18 protein-coding genes and 1 pseudogene are annotated in these 19,906 nt (G+C 59.8%); 6 read left to right on the top strand and 13 right to left on the bottom strand.

Annotated features, from left to right (window positions below; genetic code table 11):
• Position 1 precedes the first annotated feature (1 nt).
• From pheS to BLLJ_RS02815, 6 genes are all read right to left on the bottom strand, one after another.
• Positions 2–1,069: a phenylalanine--tRNA ligase subunit alpha gene (gene pheS / locus BLLJ_RS02840; protein WP_007051172.1), complete on the bottom strand. Its 1,068-nt coding sequence runs from the start codon at positions 1,067–1,069 to the stop codon at positions 2–4.
• A gap of 53 nt (positions 1,070–1,122) precedes the next feature.
• Positions 1,123–2,001 carry a TrmH family RNA methyltransferase gene (locus tag BLLJ_RS02835; RefSeq protein WP_007053618.1) on the bottom strand — a complete coding sequence of 293 codons (879 nt, stop codon included), beginning with the start codon at positions 1,999–2,001 and terminating at the stop codon, positions 1,123–1,125.
• A gap of 196 nt (positions 2,002–2,197) precedes the next feature.
• Entirely contained in the window at positions 2,198–3,025 is an 828-nt protein-coding gene (locus BLLJ_RS02830) for an energy-coupling factor transporter transmembrane component T family protein (RefSeq protein WP_007056880.1), read from the bottom strand.
• The gene (locus tag BLLJ_RS02825) at positions 3,022–4,497 is read right to left on the bottom strand and encodes an ABC transporter ATP-binding protein (RefSeq protein WP_007053620.1); all 1,476 of its coding nucleotides are present in this window, start codon (positions 4,495–4,497) and stop codon (positions 3,022–3,024) included. Before BLLJ_RS02825 ends, BLLJ_RS02830 begins: the two co-directional genes overlap by 4 nt.
• Positions 4,497–5,096: an ECF transporter S component gene (locus tag BLLJ_RS02820; RefSeq protein WP_008782764.1), complete on the bottom strand. Its 600-nt coding sequence runs from the start codon at positions 5,094–5,096 to the stop codon at positions 4,497–4,499. The genes BLLJ_RS02825 and BLLJ_RS02820 overlap by 1 nt, the downstream gene beginning before the upstream one ends.
• 299 nt (positions 5,097–5,395) lie before the next feature.
• Positions 5,396–6,763, bottom strand: a complete 1,368-nt coding sequence (locus BLLJ_RS02815) for a dipeptidase (protein WP_007053622.1) — start codon at positions 6,761–6,763, stop codon at positions 5,396–5,398.
• 91 nt (positions 6,764–6,854) lie between these two features.
• On the opposite strand from BLLJ_RS02815, the gene BLLJ_RS02810 reads away from it, so the two are divergent.
• The 4 genes from BLLJ_RS02810 to glnA all read left to right on the top strand — a co-directional run bounded on the left by BLLJ_RS02810 (position 6,855) and on the right by glnA (position 11,739).
• Positions 6,855–7,478: a DUF3043 domain-containing protein gene (locus BLLJ_RS02810; protein ID WP_013582465.1), complete on the top strand. Its 624-nt coding sequence runs from the start codon at positions 6,855–6,857 to the stop codon at positions 7,476–7,478.
• A 148-nt stretch (positions 7,479–7,626) separates the two neighbouring features.
• On the top strand, positions 7,627–9,117 hold the full coding sequence (locus tag BLLJ_RS02805; RefSeq protein ID WP_007051179.1) for a dihydrolipoyl dehydrogenase family protein: 1,491 nt from the start codon (positions 7,627–7,629) through the stop codon (positions 9,115–9,117).
• Positions 9,118–9,200: 83 nt separating this feature from the next.
• Entirely contained in the window at positions 9,201–9,983 is a 783-nt protein-coding gene (locus BLLJ_RS02800) for a DUF4191 domain-containing protein (RefSeq protein WP_007053625.1), read from the top strand.
• Between the two features lie 319 nt (positions 9,984–10,302).
• Complete coding sequence (gene glnA / locus BLLJ_RS02795) at positions 10,303–11,739, top strand: type I glutamate--ammonia ligase (protein WP_013582464.1); 1,437 nt, start codon at positions 10,303–10,305, stop codon at positions 11,737–11,739.
• A 113-nt stretch (positions 11,740–11,852) separates the two neighbouring features.
• Here the strand turns inward: glnA and BLLJ_RS11585 are convergent, their stop codons facing one another.
• The 3 genes from BLLJ_RS11585 to BLLJ_RS02775 all read right to left on the bottom strand — a co-directional run bounded on the left by BLLJ_RS11585 (position 11,853) and on the right by BLLJ_RS02775 (position 14,910).
• Entirely contained in the window at positions 11,853–12,938 is a 1,086-nt protein-coding gene (locus BLLJ_RS11585) for a MerR family transcriptional regulator (protein ID WP_371826241.1), read from the bottom strand.
• A gap of 304 nt (positions 12,939–13,242) precedes the next feature.
• Entirely contained in the window at positions 13,243–14,349 is a 1,107-nt protein-coding gene (locus BLLJ_RS02780) for an FtsK/SpoIIIE domain-containing protein (protein ID WP_013582462.1), read from the bottom strand.
• Positions 14,350–14,511: 162 nt separating this feature from the next.
• Positions 14,512–14,910, bottom strand: a complete 399-nt coding sequence (locus BLLJ_RS02775) for a hypothetical protein (protein ID WP_013582461.1) — start codon at positions 14,908–14,910, stop codon at positions 14,512–14,514.
• Between the two features lie 138 nt (positions 14,911–15,048).
• Between BLLJ_RS02775 and BLLJ_RS02770 the strand changes: the two genes are divergently transcribed.
• Positions 15,049–15,582: a hypothetical protein gene (locus tag BLLJ_RS02770; RefSeq protein WP_013582460.1), complete on the top strand. Its 534-nt coding sequence runs from the start codon at positions 15,049–15,051 to the stop codon at positions 15,580–15,582.
• Between the two features lie 85 nt (positions 15,583–15,667).
• Positions 15,668–16,537: a GIY-YIG nuclease family protein gene (locus BLLJ_RS02765; RefSeq protein WP_013582459.1), complete on the top strand. Its 870-nt coding sequence runs from the start codon at positions 15,668–15,670 to the stop codon at positions 16,535–16,537.
• A gap of 73 nt (positions 16,538–16,610) precedes the next feature.
• On the opposite strand, the gene BLLJ_RS02760 is transcribed toward BLLJ_RS02765, so the two are convergent.
• The 4 genes and pseudogenes from BLLJ_RS02760 to BLLJ_RS10285 all read right to left on the bottom strand — a co-directional run bounded on the left by BLLJ_RS02760 (position 16,611) and on the right by BLLJ_RS10285 (position 19,901).
• On the bottom strand, positions 16,611–16,997 hold the full coding sequence (locus BLLJ_RS02760) for a type IIL restriction-modification enzyme MmeI (RefSeq protein ID WP_050792384.1): 387 nt from the start codon (positions 16,995–16,997) through the stop codon (positions 16,611–16,613).
• Between the two features lie 135 nt (positions 16,998–17,132).
• On the bottom strand, positions 17,133–17,765 hold the full coding sequence (locus tag BLLJ_RS02755) for a restriction endonuclease subunit S (RefSeq protein ID WP_117754920.1): 633 nt from the start codon (positions 17,763–17,765) through the stop codon (positions 17,133–17,135).
• 100 nt (positions 17,766–17,865) lie between these two features.
• Entirely contained in the window at positions 17,866–18,735 is an 870-nt protein-coding gene (locus BLLJ_RS02750) for a hypothetical protein (RefSeq protein ID WP_013582455.1), read from the bottom strand.
• Between the two features lie 60 nt (positions 18,736–18,795).
• Positions 18,796–19,901 (bottom strand): annotated as a pseudogene (locus BLLJ_RS10285) (IS30 family transposase).
• Between the last annotated feature and the right edge of the window lie 5 nt (positions 19,902–19,906).

The raw sequence follows: 19,906 nt of genomic DNA, 5'->3' as shown, positions 1-19,906 counted from the left end.
ATCACTCCCCCATCACAAACTGTTCGGCGAAACGCACGTCACCTTCGACCAGGTCGTGCATGTCGTTGATGTCGCTGCGCAGCAGGAGCGTGCGCTCCATGCCGACGCCGAAGGCGAAACCGGTGTAGACGTCCGGGTCGATGCCGGCGGACTTCAACACGTTCGGGTTCACCATGCCGCAGCCGCCCCACTCGAGCCAGCCGGGGCCGCCCTTCTTGTCGGGGAACCACAGGTCGAGTTCGGCGCTCGGCTCAGTGAACGGGAAGTAGCTCGGGCGCAGGCGCGTCTTGGCTTCAGGGCCGAACATGGCGACGGCGAGCTTGTCCAGCACGCCCTTCAGGTCGGCCATGGTCAGGTGCTTGTCGACGGCGAGGGCTTCGCACTGGTGGAACACCGGAGTATGGGTGGCGTCCAGCTCATCGGTGCGGAACACGCGGCCCGGGGACGCGATGTACAGCGGCACTCCACGGGTCAGGAGGGCACGGACCTGATCGGAGGAGGTCTGCGTACGCACCACCATGTTGGAGCCGACGAAACCGGCGGCGTCCTTGGCTTGATTGCCCTTGACGTAGAAGGTGTCCTGCATCTGGCGGGCCGGATGGTCCGGGCCGAAATTCAGGGAGTCGAAGTTGTACCATTCGGCTTCGATTTCCGGGCCGGAGGAGATCTGCCAGCCCATGGAGATGAAGAAGTCCTCGACGTCCTCCATCAGCTTAGGCAGCGGGTGACGGGCGCCCAGAGGCTTACGGCTCACCGGCAGCGTCATATCCACGGTTTCGGCGGCAAGCGCGGCCTTCTCGGCGGCTTCCTTGAGCTCGACCTCCTTGGGACCATAGGCGCGGCCGAAGTCGGCGCGCAGCTTGCCCATGAGCTTGCCGGCTTCCTTCTTCTGGTCGGCGGGCAGGGAGCCAATGGCCTTGCTGGCCTTGGTCATCGCCGAATCGGCACCTGCGTACGTTGTCTTGATGGCCTTGAGCTCCTCCAGGTTGGAGGCGTTCTGGATTTTCTCGATGCCCTCGGCAACCTCAGCGGTCACCTGGTCGGCGTCGAACACCATTTGTTCTGCCACGAGAACCCTTTCGTCTGATGTTTTCTCAGCGTTTCACAGCGTTTTTACCGGTTTCACATTCTTTCAACATGACCCGACATAGATAGCGACATCAGCATCACCGCGGCCGAGGTGCCGAGGTTCAGCGATTCGGCCTTGCCATAAAGCGGGATGGAGACGATGCGGCCGCAGCGCGTGAGGATGTCCGGTTCCAAGCCACGCGCCTCATTGCCGAACAGCACGGCTTTCGGAGCCTCGACCGCCGCCTTGTCCGCCAGTACTGCGGGCAGGCTTTCCGGCTTGCGTTCTTCGGTGCCGTATACGTCGGCGGCCCAGACGTCCATATTATGGTCGCCTGTCCAGGTGAAGAATTCGTCGGTGCTCATGGCGAGTACCGGCAGATGGAACAGGGAGCCTGCGGTGGAGCGGATGACCTTGGGGTTCAGCACGTCCACGCAGTCGTCCACGAAGATTACGGCGTCGCAGCCGGCCGCATCGGCCGCACGGATCACGGTGCCGGCGTTGCCCGGGTCGCGCACCTGCCAGAAGGCGGCAATCTGCGGGGCCCGACCGTTCTTGCCAAGTTCGACGTCATCGGCTCCGGCGTGCATGGACTCGGCATTGCCGACGGCCGCGATGCCTTGGGCGTCCGGACTGATGCGGCGCATCACGTCGCCGGTGCAGTAGTGCACATAAATCGTGGCATCCTGCGAGGTTTCGACGATCTTCTCCAACGTGGAGGAGATGATACGCGGATGTTCCAGCGCCTGCGAAACCTCTACATACAGGTCCTGCACCACGTCCGGCCGCCAAGTGACGGCCTCGCGCACGGATTGCGGGCCTTCGATAAGAAAACGGCCCGAACGTTCGCGGCCTTTGGCGCGGGTCAGATCGGCGATGCGGCGCACGCGGTCGGATTTCGGATTATCAAGAATCTGGGCGTTGATGGGCATAGCCACTACCCTACTGCCGGGTCATTACGTCAGTCGCGAGACTGAGGGTGGTCGAGGCTGGAACCACCCCAGTCGGCTACGCCGACAGCCCCCCGCCAGCGGGGGCATCATAAGGCGTTCAGACACCTTGAAAGGCACTGTGCTAATCTGTCGCCTTTCAGACACCCTGAAAGGCACTGTGCCAGCCTGTCGCCTTTCAGACACCCTGAAAGGCGAAGTGCCAATTCCCGGTGCCGACGGCTACGCCTATGGAGGCCAGCGGGACGGCCAGACAGATGACGTAGAAGATCCAGTCGATAGGCTTCAGACGCGAGATGCGGGCTTGGGAACGTGGGGCGCCGGAGCCGAAGCCGCGCGCTTCCATGGCGGTGGCAAGTTTGGTGGCACGCCGGATGGAGAGCACCAGCAGTCCGAACGCTTGGGAGAGAGCACGGGCGATGGCGTTACCGTCACCAAGGCCGCGCGAACGCTGGGACAAGCCGAGTGCGCGCCAATCTTCCTGCAGCAGCGTAAACATGCGCAATCCGGCCAATCCGCCGTATACGAATCGCGGTGAGAAGTGCAGAATCTCAACCAGACCGTCCGCCAAATCAGTGGGATCGAGGCCCAAGGCCAGAATCACGCCGGGTACGGCAATGGCCGCCACCCTGATAGCCGTGGCGATGGCCAGATTGATGGACCCCTCGCTGATCACAATCCAGCCACCCTGCCACAGGATCTCGCCCGAGGTGCGGCCGTAGAGGAACACGGAGATAAAACTGCCGGCGGCGGCGATCCATACCGGCCAGGTCTTACGGCATACGGTCCACGGAGCCACGCCACCAATCCACAGCAGCACGAATTCGATGCCGAGCGCCGTGGATGCGGATACCACATCCAGACTGATGAACATCGGAATGCACAGCAGCAACGCACCGATGATGCGACTGACCGCGTTGATGCGCGCGATGAACCATGAGGGCGATGAGGCTTTGACCGGCTCCACGCGCGTTTCCTGCGGGCTGACGGTTACCACGTCACTCATGCCTTCGCCTCCTCGAACATCACGCGTCGTGCGCCCAGCGCATCCACCAGCGCCTCATCGTGCGTCACCATGATCACGCACGAGCCTTGGTCGCGGATGGCGGCGATCAGCTTGACCATTTCATTCCACGTACTGAAATCCTGTCCGAATGTCGGCTCGTCCATCACCAACACTTTGGGTGCGGCGGCCAGCATGGAGGCCACGGACAGTCGCCGCTTCTCCCCGCCAGACAAGGTGTACGGGTTGGCTTTGGCGAAGCGCGTGAGATTCATCTGCTCAAGCATGCGGTCGGCGGTCTGATAAGCCTCGTCTTGGCTCTGCCCCATCGACTTGGGGCCGATGGATACCTCGTCACGCACAAAGTTGGCAGCGAACTGGTGTTCGGGCTCCTGGAACACCATGCCGATACGGCCCAGCAGTTCCTTGCTTTTCCAGTCGATCGGCTCACGCCCGGCATGCGCGGGCTTGAGGTTGTCGGCGATGAGCACCTTGCCGGCGATAGGCTTGAGTAGCCCGGCCAAGGTCAAGGCCAAGGTCGATTTGCCCGCGCCGTTCGGACCCATCAGAGCCGTTACTTCGCCGGGATAAAAATCCAGATTGATACCAACGCCAAGAGCGGCCCCACGGCCAAAGCTTAAGTTCTCGGTGCTGAGCACCGGCGCATCGTGCGCAGACTCCTGCTTCGGTGAGTAATCGGGAATCGCACGGCCCGGCACCCACGCGCCACCGGCGGCCAACACGTCGCCCATCTCGGCGAACACCTCGTCCGGCTTGCCGTCGGCAATGACCGCACCCGTGGGCGAACTTGCATCGGGTCGGCCGAGCACAATCACGCGATCGACCAGATCGAGCCATACATCGATATGATGTTCGACCACAACCATGGTCTGTCCGGTGGCCTCGATGACCTTTTTGACCGCGTCATGCACTTCGACCACGCCTTCGGGATCGAGGTTGGCGGTCGGTTCGTCCAACAACAGCAGACCGGGCTTCATAGCCAGCACGCCGGCCAACGCGAGACGTTGACGCTGACCGCCGGACAGATGGCGGGTGGACCGATCCAGTTCGAGTCCGCCGAGTCCCACCATATCCAATGATTCGCGCACTCGCTGCCAAATCTCCTCGCGCGGCACGTTGAGGTTTTCGCAGCCGAAGGCCGCGTCATCGCCCAGTCGTTCAAGAATGATCTGCGAGTCCGGGTCCTGAAGCACCAGTCCCACGCGACCTCGCGCCTCGCGCGCATCGACGCCATCGATGGTGAGCGAGCCCTCCTGCTCGCCTTCCTCATCGCCGCCAAGTACGCCTGCGAGACCGGCCATCATCGTGCTTTTGCCCGCGCCCGAAGCACCGAGCAGCAACACACGTTCACCTGGCCGGATGGTGAAATCGACGGCACGCAACGCGAAGTCCTTACGCGTGGCGTGCCGCCATCCCCAGCCGCTGGCCTCTACCGCAGCCGGATTAATCTGCATCAGACGCGCGCCTTGCTGCGGCCGGATTCAAAACGCTCCAGAGCCCCGGTGACGGCGAGCGCACGAGACAAGTACCAGACCACCACGCCGGCGATCACGACGCCGGAGATGATGGAGCCCACCAGATACCAAGTGACGCGCAGGCCGTTCCAGCCCGGGTTGGTGGCCCAGTAGTAGGCCCAGCAGCCCACGCCGGCGAGCGCACCGGACAGGATGGTGGTGCCGATGTTCCACTTCTTCCAAGCGAAGACGGCGAAGGCAATTTCGGCACCCAGACCCTGGATGATGCCGACGATCAGCGAGCCGCCGACGCCCCACTGGTTGCCCAGCGTAAGCTCAAGGAAGGCGGCGAGGGTTTCGGCAAACAGTGCGGCACCGGGCTTGCGCACAATGATTGCAGCGAGCGGGCCGGCGAACAGCCAGAATCCGTTGAGCAGACCCTCGAAACCGGGGGTCACGCCTTCAAACAGGGCCAGCGGGGCGGAGCAGACAATGTCCCAGCCCCAGAAAATGACGCCGGATGCGACGGCGATGATTGCGGCGACGACGATATCGACGACGCGCCACTTGTAATTGGCTTTGGCCACAGCTTCAGTCATGAATGTGCCTTTCTTCTGCTCGCACGCAGGCCGAACATACGTGGATATATGTACGCACATGATGCATATGTTCGTGGCCACGCGCGGGTTGGTTCAGGCACGGGTAGGTAAGAGCGACATTTCCGTGCGCCGGCATTATCCGGTCACGTTCCATCGGTCGAGACTATGAGTCTCCTCTCAGCCGCCCAACGGCAGCTCCCGTGTCAACTCCCGACTATAAAGCAAGCCGCCGTCAAAGGCAATAGCCACATCTGTGACCTACCTGACGGCGGCTCACTACCATTACCGATGCGGTTCGGCTACTTGCCGAGCTTGTCCAGCAGCAAAGCCTCGGTGATCACGTTGTTCTTGAGGCCGGGCAGGGAGATGGACTCATTGGGGCTGTGGGCGTTGGCCTTCGGGTCTTCGGGACCGGTGACCAGCACCTGAGCGTTGGGGAAAATGCGCTGCAGTTCGGGGATGAACGGAATGGAGCCGCCTTCGCCCTTGTTGATGGGCTCAACGCCGAAGGCCTCGGTCATGGCTTCCAGCGCGTCCTTGGTGGCCACGGCGGTCGGGTCCATGGCCCAGCCCATGCCGTTTTCGCCGCGTTCGACAGTGACCTTGGCGCCGAACGGCGCGTGGGATTCGAGGAATGCAGCCAGTGCTTCCTGCGCTTCTTCAGGGCGCTGGGTGGGCGCGGTGCGCAGCGACAGACGGAAGCGGGTCTCCGGAGCGATCACGTTGAAGGATCCCTCGACCGGGTGGGCGTCGAAGCCGATCACGGTCACGGACGGCTTGGTCCACAGGCGTGAGGCCAGTGAACCGGTGCCGGCGAACTCGTAACCGGCCACCACGCCAGAATCCTTGCGCACGGTGGTTTCGTCAAGGTCGTGCTGCAAACCGCCGATCGGCTCTTCCGCGGCCACGCCGGGTACGGCCAGATCGCCGTTCTCGTCATACATGGAAGCGATGAGCATGGCGGCCAACGTATTGGAGTCGAGAATCGGGCCGCCGTACTGGCCGGAGTGCACCGGATGCTCAAGGCCCTGCACGGTCACGTCCACACAGGTGTTGCCGCGCAGCGAGGTGGTCAAAGAAGGAATGTCCGCCGACCAGTTGCCGGAATCGGCCACGATAATCACGTCAGCGGCGAATTCGTCGCGGTGAGCCTCGATGAAGGGAATGAAGCTTGGCGAGCCCATCTCCTCTTCGCCTTCGATGAACACTTTGATATTGACGTTGAGGTCGTCGCCCAGGGCCTTCAGTGCACCGGAATGGATGGCGATACCGCCGCCGTCATCGGCGGAGCCACGGCCGTAGAGGCGGCCGTCAATTTCGGTGGCCACGAACGGGTCGGTGTTCCACTCGGCCGGGTCCGGAACAGGCTGCACGTCGTGATGGGCGTAGAGCAGCACGGTGAGGGCGTCCGGAGAAACGATATGCGAGCCGATGACCTCCCATGCGCCCGGAGTGCCGTCGGCATTGGAAGCCTGAACCACCTTGGTATCCACACCCACGAGGCGCAGTTCGTCTGCCACGAATTCAGCGGAGCGCTTCATTTGTTCGGCGGTGATGCCCTTGGCGGAGATCGACTGCAGCGCGACCTTTTCGGCCAGTACCTTGACGATGCGGTTCCAATCGGTTTCGACGCGCGAACGAATCTCGTCAGCGGTGAGCGTTGTCATGATGGTCCTCCTTTATATATATGTGTGAGCGGCGTCATTGCAATGGCTGCGCCAGTGTACAAGTGTCTGAACGTCACCGTAACCTCAAAGCATGACATGGAATCCGTTTAAGAAAAAAGAAGAGGTCCAGGCTCCTGTTGAGCAGGCCCCGAAGAAGGCCGCCAATCCTTCTGAGAAAAAAGGCCGTCCTACCCCGAAGATGAAGCAGGCTCAGGCCGCCGGTATCCGTCCGCTGGTTCCGGTGGACCGCAGGGCCAGCGCCAAGGCCGCCAAAGCCCGTCTGCGTGAGAAGGAGAACGCCGAGTACGAGGCGATGCAGAATGGCGATATCAACCACATGCCCAAGGCGGAACGCTTGCCTTGGCGTATCTACATCCGTGATTATGTGGATGCCCGTTTCAACCTTGGTGAATGGTTCATCCCGGTGGCCTTCGCGATTCTGATCGTTTCCATGTTCGTCACTTCTTTGATGCAGAACCAGTGGGCTTCCATCATCATGATGGCGCTTATGTACGGTTACCTGATTGCCGTGATCATCGACGTATGGCTGATGTGGCGCAAGCTCAAGGCCAAGCTCATCGCCAAGTACGGCGAACGGTCCGTGTCCAAGGGCTCCCGCTCCTTCTCCTACGCTTGGAGCCGTTCGATTCAGATGCGTCGTTGGAGGCTTCCCAAGCCGCGTTACCCGAAGCGCGGTCACTGGCCGGCGGACTGATTGTCCATATATACTCTGGCTCCCCTCGTTGAGGGGCTGAGCCGTAAAGAAAACAGTCCAGTGGACTGTTTTTAGGCGAAGTGGCGGCGATAGCCGCATATGGCTCCCTAGCGTGGGAGCCATACTTATATGTATCAAGGAGGCAATCATGAGCGAACAGTTTGATCTGGTCATCATCGGGGCCGGCCCCGGCGGCTATTCCACGGCCTTGCGCGCCGCCGAACTCGGCATGAAAGTGGCACTCGTCGAGCGTGACGCCACCGTAGGCGGCACATGTCTCAACCGTGGCTGCATCCCCTCCAAGGCGCTCATCACCGCCACCCACACCATCGACACCGTGCACCGTGCGGCCGAGCTCGGCGTCAACGCCTCGGTGAATGGCATCGACTTCGGCACGCTGCGCGACTATCGCCTGCGCGTGGTCAAGACGATGGTGGGAGGACTGGCCGGACTGCTTGCCCATCGCGGCATCACCGTGTTCCGAGCCAATGCCGCGTTCCATGCGGATGAGACCGCTCCAGCAACTTCCAACCACATCGTCCACCTCGTCCCTTCCCCCGACCAAAGCGACATCCTCACCTATCACAAGGCCGATGTCCCCGAGCCCAGCGGCCCCACGATGGACCTCACGGCCACGAACATCGTCATCGCCACCGGTGCCAAGCCACGCCCATTGCCCGGCAACCCGTTCGCCGGCGCCCTCATCGACTCCACACAGGCGCTGGAAGTCAACGAATTTCCCTCGTCGGCGGTGATTATCGGCGCCGGGGCCATCGCCCTTGAATTCGCCTCGATGTGGAACGCCGCCGGTTCGAAGGTGACCTTGCTGATTCGCAAGGACCGTGTGCTCTCAGCCTGGGACCGGAGAGCCGGCACCACGCTGACCCGTGAGCTCAAACGTCATGGCGTGAACATCATCACCCGCGCCAGCGTCACCCATGTGGACACCGGCGCGAACCTTGGTGCCACCGTGCACTACACGTGCGAAGGCCAGGACGGCGAACAAAGCGTCTGGGGCGAAATCGCCCTTGTCGCCATCGGGCGTGACCCGATCACCGACCCAGCATGGGGCGTGACGATTGACGACCACGGACATGTCGCCACGGATGCGTACGGCCGCACCGACAAACCGGGCGTATGGGCGGTGGGCGATGTGACGGCCGGTCACGCGCTGGCGCATCGTGCTTTTGAGCAAGGCATCGTCATCGCGGAGACCATCGCCGGACTCAATCCCAAGCCGGTGGACGAAGCCACCGTGCCGCAAATCGTGTTCTCCTTCCCCGAAGCGGCGTCGGTCGGGCTCACCGTCGAACAGGCGCAGGCGAGAGAGGATCTCATTGAAATCAAGGAGACCAACTATCCGATGCTGGCGAACGCGCGCATGCTGATGAGCGGCACGGCCGGTTCACTGACCATCGTCTCCGGCTGCGACGCGGCCAACCCGGACACCCCGCGCGTGCTCGGCGTGCACATGGTCTCCCAGATGGCCTCCGACATCATCGCCGAAGCCGAACAGCTGGTCGGCAACCATGTGCCGCTCGCCGACGCAGCCCGCCTCGTTCACCCGCATCCCACGTTCAGTGAAACGCTCGGCGAGGCGCTGCTCAAGGCCGACGGACGGCCGTTACACACACGCTGAGACCAACCAGCACAAACAAGTTCGGACCAGCGCACCTGATAAGATGTTGTCTAGTGTGTTTCGTCCCAACAAAGGAAGAAGTGATGGCGGAAAAGGACGCGAAGCCGAAGAAGCAGAGCACAATCAAGCAGATCATCCAGATCTACAAGTACACGGCTAAGGAAGACAAGGCCCTGCCGTGGCTTGAGGCCGGTGCTTTCCTGCTGCCTGTAGTCGTGATGATCATCATCGGTCTGATTGCCAAGTGGACCTGGCTGACCTGGATCTTCACCATGATCACCGCCATCATGCTCGGCATGCTACTGGCCACCATGATGCTCACCCGCCGCGCGGATGCAGTCGGCTACAAGCAGATTGACGGCAAGCCTGGTGCCGCCATCGGCGTGCTGAGCAACATGCAGAAAGCCGGCTTTAACTTCCCGCAGGAACCGGTGTGGATCGACCCGAAGACCAAGGATGCCATCTGGCGCGGCACTTCGATGAACGGCATCTACCTGATCGGCGAAGGCGAATACGGTCGCATCATGAAGGCGATGGATCGTCAGGAACACGATATCAAGGGCGTCACCGCCGGCTCCTCCATTCCGGTGTACCGCATCTCCGTGGGCCACGGCCCCAAGCAGGTGCCACTGGACAAGCTGCGTAGCACGGTGACCAAGTCCAAGAGCTATGAGCCCACGAACCACAAGAACGCACTGATCGCCAAGATTCATCCGCGTCGTCGCTTCCTGCTGACCAAGGCCGAGATGGAAACGCTGAACGATCGTCTGCGCACGCTGCAGGCCAAGAAGGGTTATGCCATCCCCAAGGGCATGGACCCGAACCACCCGCAGAAGATCTCCCGCCGCGCGATGCGCGGTCGCTGATCGGCAGCACACCACCAAATCGCACAGAAGCCCCGGAATCCGTTCAATCGGTTCCGGGGCTTCGTCATATGTCTCATAATCGCGTCCACATACATCCACCTACGTCACCTGTCAATATCCACTGTCCACGTTGCGGACACCTCTACCCACTCCCCCGATAGCCTCCGTTTCCATTCTGTAATGATGTTTCGTTGAAATAACGCGCCTGCGCGATTGTCGGCCACAGTCACGAAACATTCTCGTAACCCAAGTTTCGAGCCGGCGAAACGCTCGATTTTACGATAGATACCGTTATATTTCATACGAAAGGAGCGGTCCCGTGACCGAACTCAAGTCCAAGGAAGACGCCGAGGCCCTTATCAACAAGGAAGGCATCGAGTATGTCTCCGTCCGTTTCACCGATCTTATCGGCGTTCAGCAGCACTTCACCGTGCCGGCTAGCGAATTCCTGAAGGACGCTTTCACCGACGGCATGCCGTTCGATGGTTCCTCCGTTCAGGGCTTCCAAGCCATCAACGAGTCCGACATGAAGCTGGTCCCGGACGTTGAGACCGCTTTCATTGACCCGTTCCGCAAGCACAAGACCCTTGACGTGGCCTTCTCCATCGTCGACCCGCTGACCGACGAGCCGTACTCCCGCGACCCGCGTCAGGTTGCTGGCAAGGCCGAGGCCTACCTGAAGTCCACCGGTATCGCCGACACCGCCTCCTTCGCTCCTGAGGCCGAGTTCTTCATCTTCGACAAGGTCCGCTTCGAGAACGGCATGAACCGCTCCTTCTACGAGGTCGACTCCATCGAAGCTCCGTGGAACTCCGGTGTTGACGTTGAGGAAGACGGCACCCCGAACATCGGTTTCAAGAACCGCGTCAAGAAGGGCTACTTCCCGGTTCCGCCGATTGACCACACTCAGGACCTGCGCGACGATATGGTCGCCAACCTGCAGAAGGTCGGCCTGATTCTCGAGCGTTCCCACCACGAGGTGGCCGGCGCTGGTCAGCAGGAGATCAACTACCGCTTCAACACCCTGCAGCACGCAGGCGATGACCTGATGAAGTACAAGTACGTCGTCCACGAGACCGCCGCTCTGGCCGGCAAGGCTGCGACCTTCATGCCGAAGCCGATCGCTGGCGACAACGGCACTGGTATGCACTGCCACCAGTCCCTGTGGAAGGACGGCAAGCCGCTGTTCTACGACGAGAAGGGCTACGCTGGCCTGTCCGATCTGGCTCGCTGGTACATCGGCGGTCTGATCAAGCACTCCTCCTCCGTGCTGGCCTTCACCAACCCGTCCCTGAACTCCTACCACCGTCTGGTTCCGGGCTTCGAGGCTCCGGTCAACCTGGTGTACTCCGCTCGTAACCGTTCTGCCGCCATCCGTATTCCGCTGGCCGGCACCTCCCCGGCTGCCAAGCGCATCGAGTTCCGTGCTCCGGATCCGTCCTGCAACCCGTTCCTGGCCTTCTCCGCTCAGCTGATGGCTGGCCTGGACGGCATCCTGAACCACATCGAGCCTCCGGAGCCGGTCGACAAGGACCTCTACGAGCTGCCGCCGGAAGAGCACGCCGGCATCAAGCAGGTGCCGAGCTCCCTGGCTGAGGCTATGGACGCCCTGGAAGAGGACCACGACTTCCTCACCGCCGGCGACGTGTTCACCGACGACCTGATCGAGACCTGGATTGGCCTCAAGCGCGACGAGATCGACCAGGCTCGCCTGGCCCCGACCCCGCTCGAGTACGAGCTCTACTTCCACATCTGACCCGTATGGCTAATTTTCCATGGAATTGAGCCATTCTTGATTCTAAGGGTAGCCAAACGGTAGCCAATTGGCATACAAAGAGACCCCGGATTTCTCCGGGGTCTTCTTGTGTTTCAACACCAGTCGGATGGCAAGGCCGCCACCCAGTCGTCGAGGTCGGAACGTCGGATCCGGACGGTGGAGCTGCCGGCGTAGCATGCGGCGAGGTTGCCGTTCTTGACGGCGGCGTTGACGATCTTGTATGGGATGCCGGAAAGGGCCGACGCCTCCGGCACCGTGAGCGTGAGCTTGTCCTTGAGTGGGATTTCGGGGATGACGATCGCCATGATGTTCACCCCCCGCATCATTTCCGCAAATGTCCGTTGGAGCGCCCGCATCCGGTCAGGATCGTCACCGGTCGCACGCAATCGATCCATTTCTGATATCACCCATTCGTAAACGTCACGACCGATCATGTATCCGCGCGACCGCAATCCTCTAATGATCGCCGCTGACACCGTTCGCGGAATCCATATCGAGATCGGACGCACAACGGACAGTTCCCGTATCGGGCATCGGTTCATGCGCCGCGCTTGCTGGATGGCCTTTGCCCGACGTTTCGGGTCAGCTATCCGTGAGGCCTGCGAACAACACCATTTCCGGGTTTCACGACGGAATTGATGAAAGGCATGCAGATCGGCGGGAAGAACGGAGTCCTCGGTCAGAGGAATTTTCCGGGAGTGTCCCCACATCGCGCCCGGGTTCTCCTTCCACGTGGAAGGCATGTTCTCCAACGCCCTCTGATAGTGCCAGACTCCGCGTTGAGTGTGCTTGGCGACATATGAAAGCCATGCAGCGTTGCCGTCCAACAGTTGCACGTCCTGCGATTGTCCGGAGGTATGTATCCCACAGTCGGCTGTCACATCCAGCCACTTGCCGACAACGATGCCGGTAACCGTAACAAGGTCGTTGTCCACGGTTTCGTGCTGATGGGTTTTCGGATTCCACCGCTGGTGCGTATCGGACATCCAGACGGTCATATGCACGTGGGGCATGTGCTTGGCGGTGAACTCAATGACCCAGTGGAAGTGCTTCATTCCCCTTCTGGCAAGGTATTTGAGCATGACGTCGATGAGGCGGTGCAGTAAGTCGGGCGTCACACGTTCCATGCTTTTGGCCGGCAACGTCAACGTCAGCGCATACGGTATGCCTTCCATCATGCCGAAATCCACCCGCTGGAGGAATTGCGCATTCCGCCGGGCGACGGCGGGAGTCCATCCCCTGTTCGCCGTCCTTGTGGGGTCTGATTGGAGTGTGCCATTATGCACCCCGACGTGTGGAATGGATGCGCTTGCGCCGTGTCGGCGGACGGTTATCCGGGGCATAATGCACCTCCTTTCAGGGTATTCGGTGAGATTTGGATCTAATAATCAAGAGCAGCCGGGCTTCAATGACCGAATTTTGGGTATAGAGAACCCCGCCGCCTGCGCGAGCATCGCTCCGACGGCGGGGTTCTCACAGCGCCTACGCGCCCAGTTCCATCAGGTCGTCGTCGCCATACCACGGCGCCCTGAAATAGTCGATTGTTCCCATGTTTTGGTTCCAGACGAATCCGGATCCCTGCTGGTTGGGAGCGATCAGCCAAGGTGCCGCTCCCCTATCTATCGCCTCCTTGCCGAGCAACATGGCGGTTTCCTCCTCGCTGTTCAACCGGAGGGCGATGCGCTGCGGGAACCGTGCCCGCAGCGGGACGGATTCGACACGTGGATCCTGACTGAGCGCCACGACGACGATGCCGAGCGCACGCCCACGTCTGAGGATCGAGTCCAGCAAGCGCGTGACCAATTCGCTCTTCTTCCTATCTGCCTTGCCGTGTAGCTCGGCGGCTTCATCGATCAGCAGGACGATTCGTGGATACTCGGGCGTCGGCGGCAGCTCCCGCGCGCGCCCACGCAGACTGTCCATTCTGTGGTCGCATTCGGTAGACAGATCTTGCAGGAGAGCGACGGCGTCGTCGAGCGTATAGGCGTGGTGGGAATCAAAGAGAGTGCCGTACACCGACATTTCGACGCCGCCTTTGAGGTCGATGCCCCAGAACTGGACGAGGCCGTCTTCATACAGCTGCGAAAGTCCGTCGACGTAAGTCGCCATGATGCTGCCCTTGCCACTGCCTGTCAAGCCGATGACCAGTGTGTGCGCGTCGCTACGGATCATGACCGGCTTGCGAGATAAGTTGAGACCGATACAGACGTAATGGGCCGGATCCTTCTCCGCCGGTATATCTTCGCGACGGATTATCTTCCGCACCGGACGGCGGACGGACAGCAACCAGTATGCCCGCGTACCACGTCCCATCATCCGATGCGAGGGGATCCAGCCGGGGTACGCCTTCGCCGTCTCCTTCAACGCGTCCATCGCCTGCTGCTCGGCGATGTCGGTCGGCACCAGCCAGATCCGACGGCCGGGTAGGGCAATCGCGCGACAGCCCCAACCATCGCGGCGCACGACCGCTTCAGGCATGTGATGCTCAATCGTATGGCGCAGTTTCCGCAACCGCACGACCAAGATAAAGACCACGGCCGCGACGCAGACAATCAAAGTCAGCGCCGGCCAGAACAACACGTCACCCATGATGGATTCCTTCCGTGATATTATTCAGCCGATCCATTACCGCTTCCACGACGAACATGCTCCGATCAAAACGACGACCGAATTCGGATTCCCCGTACGCGTCCAACCGGTCCAGCAGGTCAATGGGGATACGGACCGTGATACTGGTCTTACGCCCCATCATCATTCACCACCGTTCTGTTTGAACCCGGCGGCCATGAAGCTGCGCCTCACCGACGTGACCTGCTTCGTAGTCTTGTCGTGGGAGACGTAAACCCATGCGCCGAATCCAACAAATTCCACCGGAGCCCCCACACGGATGACGGGTTTCACCTTGGCCGTCACGGTAACGGGCACGACCTCGGGCACATGCTCTGCATCACCGTCGATTGGCTGGAACAAGGTCTGGATCAGCCACTGGGGTACGCCGTCCGCATTGGTCTTCTGCGCATTGGTTTTGGTCTCGGCATCCCAATCGCCCTGCTTCGCATCAACCCTCAGGGGAATCATCTGCTGGGCAATGAGATGCTGATCAAGGCTCTGAAATCCTTCGACAGTTGTATAGCTTTTCCTGCGTGGCATATGACCGCCGCCTTTCTGGTTTTCGGGATCGCTCTGTGCGCTCCCTTGACGATGTCCATCCTTTCGTCAATCAGCTAATTCCCCAAAGTTTTTCTGGGTACCATATTCATATAGAATTGTTCTGGAGAAGGGACTCCTATGGCACGGCTGGAATCACCGCAGAAACACACGCGAGATAACATGCGAGTTCTCAAGGAAATCGAGAACAGCGCCTATTACAGCAAACTCATGCACAACATGGTTCTCGATCTTCTCGACCAAGTCGATGAAGCGTCCACTGATTTAGCCAAACAGCTGGAAGCAGAGACGGCTGTCATGCCAATACAACGAGAGAACGGCCGCATAGTGATGCCCCTGTCTCCGGAGTACGACAACGGACTATGCCATCACGTCGCCCAAGTGCTGCTGATATCGGAACTCAAGAAAGCCCTCGACCATGAACTGGCGGTAGTCGCCGCATGGGCAATCCACCAAGGAGACAGCAAGAACAGCGTCGCCAAGGCAATGCATAAGCACGCCAGTGACCTCTTCAGCAAACGGAACCTGATCGGTGGCGACATCCAACGACTGTGCGCCGCCCACGATGCGATGGAAGAGCACCCCGATGACTCCCGCTACGACAAGATCGCCGTCAAGCTACACGACGGATTCATTTACGAAATACTCAGGTAGAGAGACTCACGTTTTCTTTTATAACTGGCGCGGTAGCGCACTCTGCAACAAACGAAAAGTTCAAACGTTACCTTAGGAGATGAAAATGACAGAGCAAATGCCAATAAAACTCACTGATCTGTTCCACTTCGACAAACCAGATCAGGCAAAGATTAAGTTCAACATGAACCCGAACGACCGGTCACGACCAGCATGGAATCTATTGCTACATGACGACCCGGATTGGCTGATCATGAACGCCTGGAAAACCAAGCAACCAAACGGCAATATGGGAGGCAGGAAGTACTTGTTCGCGTTCGCCCAATACTATCGATATGGGCCAGAGTACTTCATCTTTGGCGGTCTATACCATGTACGAGATGCAGCCCCGGGACAATGGAACATATATGGATATGAGCTAACTCTAATGGATGAGTATTCCGAATATCGGAAAAGACTTGTAATTCGTCTCAACAAACCCATTGGGCGTGATTTGTATCTACGCAAATACGCGAATATACAGGCGCAACTGGATCCTGAAGTGTATGAGATCTCGCCACGGACGAAGCTCGGAGCATTCAACGGATACGATCACGTGTGTCTCACGCACGGCGAGTTACAGGACATCATCAACCACAACGAACCGGAATGGCATGACGCTCTATCCAGCGTAAAGGCGGTATATGTGATTACAGACCGGAGCACAGGACGGCTATACGTGGGGAGCGCATCCAGTGACGCCGATGGCCTATGGACACGATGGTCATCCTACGCGAACCTCTCCGACCCGACCGGCGGCAACAAGGAGATGATCGAGTTGAAGAACCAGTACGGGGCAGAGCACATCATCCGAAACTTCTCATATTCGATTCTGGAAATATTCGACAAGAAGGCGTCCCGTGATACAGTGCTTGACCGGGAATCCTACTGGAAGGGCGTGCTTCGGACAATTGAATTCGGCATGAACGACAACTGAGAGCCACATAAGAAAGGCGGCAGGAACAACAACAGTCACTCCTGCCGTCCTAACATATCGGTGACCATACCGGCTAATAACCGCGTTTGCCAGTCACCCGCAAATACAAGTCGAACAACATATCGACAATCTGTCCTTCATTGCTGTCGCTACGTAGCCCGTATCCCGCCATCACTTGTTCGTCAAGTTCTCGGTGAGCTTGCATAAGTTCCGGGTAAAAGAATCTGTTCTTTATTGCATACATATCGGCAAGGTTTTTGCCGGTGTATATCGCACGAGATTTAACAACCGCTAATGCGGCTTCTTTAATACTCTCTAGATTGTTCGAGGGGAACACGAAAGAGTTATAGACATACGGCGAGTAACGGTAATCACTTTTGATTCGTCCCGCAACTGTTTTGACGAAATATCTTGTCACGCTCCTGGATATCAGCATCAACTGGCATAGAGATAATTCCATCACCCACTACGCCATGCTCAATATGGCTTTCGCCATCTCTTTCTATCCGAAGCTCGACGTTGTATTGCCTCTTCATTAGGGTCCTGATATCCATGTGTGAACCTTTCTTGTAAAGTTTTGCAATGTTCATGCCAATTAACCAATCTCATTTGACTTTGTAGGTAACTCGACTTGTGAGATGTCAATTTCACCTGACATAAGCTTCGGAAGCAACGCATCCCTAAGCTCGCCTAGCTTACGAGATTGAACCTTCAAGCCGATTATTTCGTCCACTATGGGCTGCATTTTTGCGGATAGTTCAGCCATCACGTCTGCTGGGGGTATGAGCACCTTGGATTCCTGCAATGCACTGCGCTTGATATGGCCCATGGTGGTTGCGCGGTCCTTCGCCAGCATGATGAAGCGGCGCATGTGTTTCTTGGTCCACATGTAATAGAACCAGCTTGGATAAGCATCGGATGTAACCTTAAAGAGGTGCTGGTTCAACCCAGCATTGCCTCCAGACCAGAAGTCGAGAAGAAGAGTTCCAGACCAGGAGAACACGAGGTCTCCATCATGGATGGTGACCGACTCGTCAATGTCGCTGCGGCATCGCTCGGCGTCACTGCCGCAATAGCCCTGGCTAAGCTCACGAATCTTTAGTACGGGGAGGCCGGGATCATCTTCTACAGACCTGAACCGCTGCATGGCAAGTCCGTTCTTATAGCTTGCGATGTCGAGTAGAGAAGCGGTATTCCAATCGGACGATTCGCTAGCACTGAACGCCAGCTAAAGCCGGGCGTGAGAATGGTTGCGTGATCCGCGGGAGTCTGTCATATGCACGACGCCGGCAGCACGGCACGCATATGACAGGCGCGTCTTCTCGGCATTAGGATCTTTTGGCGTTTTCCTTTTCCCGTATGCGGCGGAGGCGGACGACAAGCGTTTCGTCGGGATTGGCTTTGATGTATCCTTCTGGGCAGGCGTCAATCCAGCGCTGGATGATGGCTTTCTCCTCATCGGGGCGTTTGAGTTTGCGGAGGATGATGGCGGCCTGTTCCGTATACCAGGGAGCGGGTTGATGTCCTTCGGCCCGCGCCTCGTTCTCGGCTCCTTGGATGGCTGTCATGCACAAGTCAAGCGCCTCTTCGAGGCGGTCTTCGCGTTTGAGCTGTTTGATCGGCTCGACCGTCTCCAGGTAATGCGTCCCATCAACCATGCCCAGCCGGAAGGAATCTGCGCGTGGCCCGCCTTCTTCGAGAGCTTCCTCCACCATACGCTCCGTGTCCCGTTGCGCGGCCTCGGCTTTGGCTTCGGGCGTCATGGGAGGGCGATGGTCCCGAGAATAGAACCAGCGTGGTTCGGAACGGCCGAACCAGTACCACGCCTCGCAGCGCAATCCCCTGGCCGTCCGTTCGGTGAACATGCGTATGACGACGGGCTCCTCGCCGGAAGGCCCGAATTCAAGCTGCCTGGCCACATAGCGGGGAATCCGACCGATGCGGTTTCCCTCGACGAGGACGGTGCCCGCGTTCCCCTCGTCATCGGGATCGGAACGGAGGATGACGCCATGCGCTTCCATATACCCGTGCCCATCCTGTCCGTACTTGCGGGCAAGGGCGCGGGCCCCATCCGCATAATCCGTCGTCGTCGCGGCAAGCAGCGTGTCGCACGCCGAATATTGTTCCTCCATAAGCCGCGTGTTGGCGATCTCCCAATCACGCCCCAACAGCCGTCTCACCTTATCCACCAACCCCATCGCCGATGCCACCTCCCATGGAATTATCCTACATGAAAACACGGTTCGTCAAACCCGGATTCAACTTGTAAGTGCAACGCTTGTGCTTGGGTTGGTGTTTTGCGATTGTAGTCGGGTTATCTCCTCGTCCCATGCCTCGTTGGGTGTTTTGTATTCGAGCTGTTTCATGGGGGTGTCGTCGGTCTCCTTGACGATGTCGTCGAGCTCGGCCTGGGTCAGGTCGTCGAACGGGGTTTTCTTGGGCAGGTAGCGGCGGATCCTGCCGTTCCTGTTCTCGTTGCTTCCGCGCTGCCAGCTGGAGTAGGGGTCGGCGAAGTAGGCGGGCATGCCCAGGGCCTCGTCGACCAGCTGGTGGCAGGAGGCCTCGCTGCCGTTGTCCCAGGTCCGGTCGATGCGCGCCCGGGGCGGCAGGTCCCTGTAGATCTCGTATTCGGCGCGCGCGGTGGCCATGGCGCTCTTGTCGGGGATCAGGCGGGCGAACGGTCTGCGGCTTTTGCGTTCGACCTGCGTGTCGATGCACACGCGCGAGGGGCCGCGCCTATCACGGTGTCGGACTCCCGGTGGCCGAACTGCCCGCGCGAGTCCACAGCCCTGGGCCGTTGGCCGATGTCCACGCGCATGGGGATGCGCGGCCCCCTGACCTTGCGTCCCTTCCGTCTGGCGCGGCGCTTCCTGCCCCGCGGCAGGTATTGGCGCAGGTCCAGGTCGCGCTGGGGTTTGGCGTGGATCCATTGGTGGAGGCATTCGTGGCTGACCCGCATCACGGGGTCGCCGGGGTACTCCAGCTTCGGCCTGCCCTCGATCAGCCCGGGGCTCCATCCACGGCGCAGCGCGTCCATCACCCACGAGCGCAGCCGGTCCGAGTCCATGCGCCGCGGTTTGCGGGACCCGTGGCGCCTCAGGTCGGCCCTCCGCTGCGCCGCGAGGGCGGAGCAGAACGGCATGGACGTCCACGGGCCGGTCTTCAGCCGCCGCGGCCGGTACGGGCGGTACGATTCGTTCTCGTTGGACGCGAACCACAGTCCCCGTTTCAGCTCGCGGCTGACGGTGGCCTTGTCCCGGCCGACCAGCCTGGCCGTTTCCCTGACGCTCAGACCCTGCTCGCAATGCAGCCTCTCGATCCTGATCCGCTCGTCCGGGGACAGGTGCGAATAACATGTACCCACGAGTG

Origin of the sequence: Bifidobacterium longum subsp. longum JCM 1217 (assembly GCF_000196555.1) — a bacterium.
Classification (GTDB): domain Bacteria; phylum Actinomycetota; class Actinomycetes; order Actinomycetales; family Bifidobacteriaceae; genus Bifidobacterium; species Bifidobacterium longum.
Note: the sequence above shows the minus strand (reverse complement) of the source record. Positions and strands in the feature narration are given on the sequence as shown.

Bases quoted from the DNA above. Each gene is read 5' to 3' on its own strand.
- BLLJ_RS02835 (WP_007053618.1), bottom strand. From the start codon at position 2,001: ATGCCCATCAACGCCCAGATTCTTGATAATCCGAAATCCGACCGCGTG.
- BLLJ_RS02830 (WP_007056880.1), bottom strand. From the start codon at position 3,025: ATGAGTGACGTGGTAACCGTCAGCCCGCAGGAAACGCGCGTGGAGCCG.
- BLLJ_RS02825 (WP_007053620.1), bottom strand. From the start codon at position 4,497: ATGCAGATTAATCCGGCTGCGGTAGAGGCCAGCGGCTGGGGATGGCGG.
- BLLJ_RS02820 (WP_008782764.1), bottom strand. From the start codon at position 5,096: ATGACTGAAGCTGTGGCCAAAGCCAATTACAAGTGGCGCGTCGTCGAT.
- BLLJ_RS02815 (WP_007053622.1), bottom strand. From the start codon at position 6,763: ATGACAACGCTCACCGCTGACGAGATTCGTTCGCGCGTCGAAACCGAT.
- BLLJ_RS02810 (WP_013582465.1), top strand. From the start codon at position 6,855: ATGACATGGAATCCGTTTAAGAAAAAAGAAGAGGTCCAGGCTCCTGTT.
- BLLJ_RS02805 (WP_007051179.1), top strand. From the start codon at position 7,627: ATGAGCGAACAGTTTGATCTGGTCATCATCGGGGCCGGCCCCGGCGGC.
- BLLJ_RS02800 (WP_007053625.1), top strand. From the start codon at position 9,201: ATGGCGGAAAAGGACGCGAAGCCGAAGAAGCAGAGCACAATCAAGCAG.
- BLLJ_RS11585 (WP_371826241.1), bottom strand. From the start codon at position 12,938: ATGATGGAAGGCATACCGTATGCGCTGACGTTGACGTTGCCGGCCAAA.
- BLLJ_RS02780 (WP_013582462.1), bottom strand. From the start codon at position 14,349: ATGGGTGACGTGTTGTTCTGGCCGGCGCTGACTTTGATTGTCTGCGTC.
- BLLJ_RS02775 (WP_013582461.1), bottom strand. From the start codon at position 14,910: ATGCCACGCAGGAAAAGCTATACAACTGTCGAAGGATTTCAGAGCCTT.
- BLLJ_RS02770 (WP_013582460.1), top strand. From the start codon at position 15,049: ATGGCACGGCTGGAATCACCGCAGAAACACACGCGAGATAACATGCGA.
- BLLJ_RS02765 (WP_013582459.1), top strand. From the start codon at position 15,668: ATGACAGAGCAAATGCCAATAAAACTCACTGATCTGTTCCACTTCGAC.
- BLLJ_RS02760 (WP_050792384.1), bottom strand. From the start codon at position 16,997: ATGGAATTATCTCTATGCCAGTTGATGCTGATATCCAGGAGCGTGACA.
- BLLJ_RS02750 (WP_013582455.1), bottom strand. From the start codon at position 18,735: ATGGGGTTGGTGGATAAGGTGAGACGGCTGTTGGGGCGTGATTGGGAG.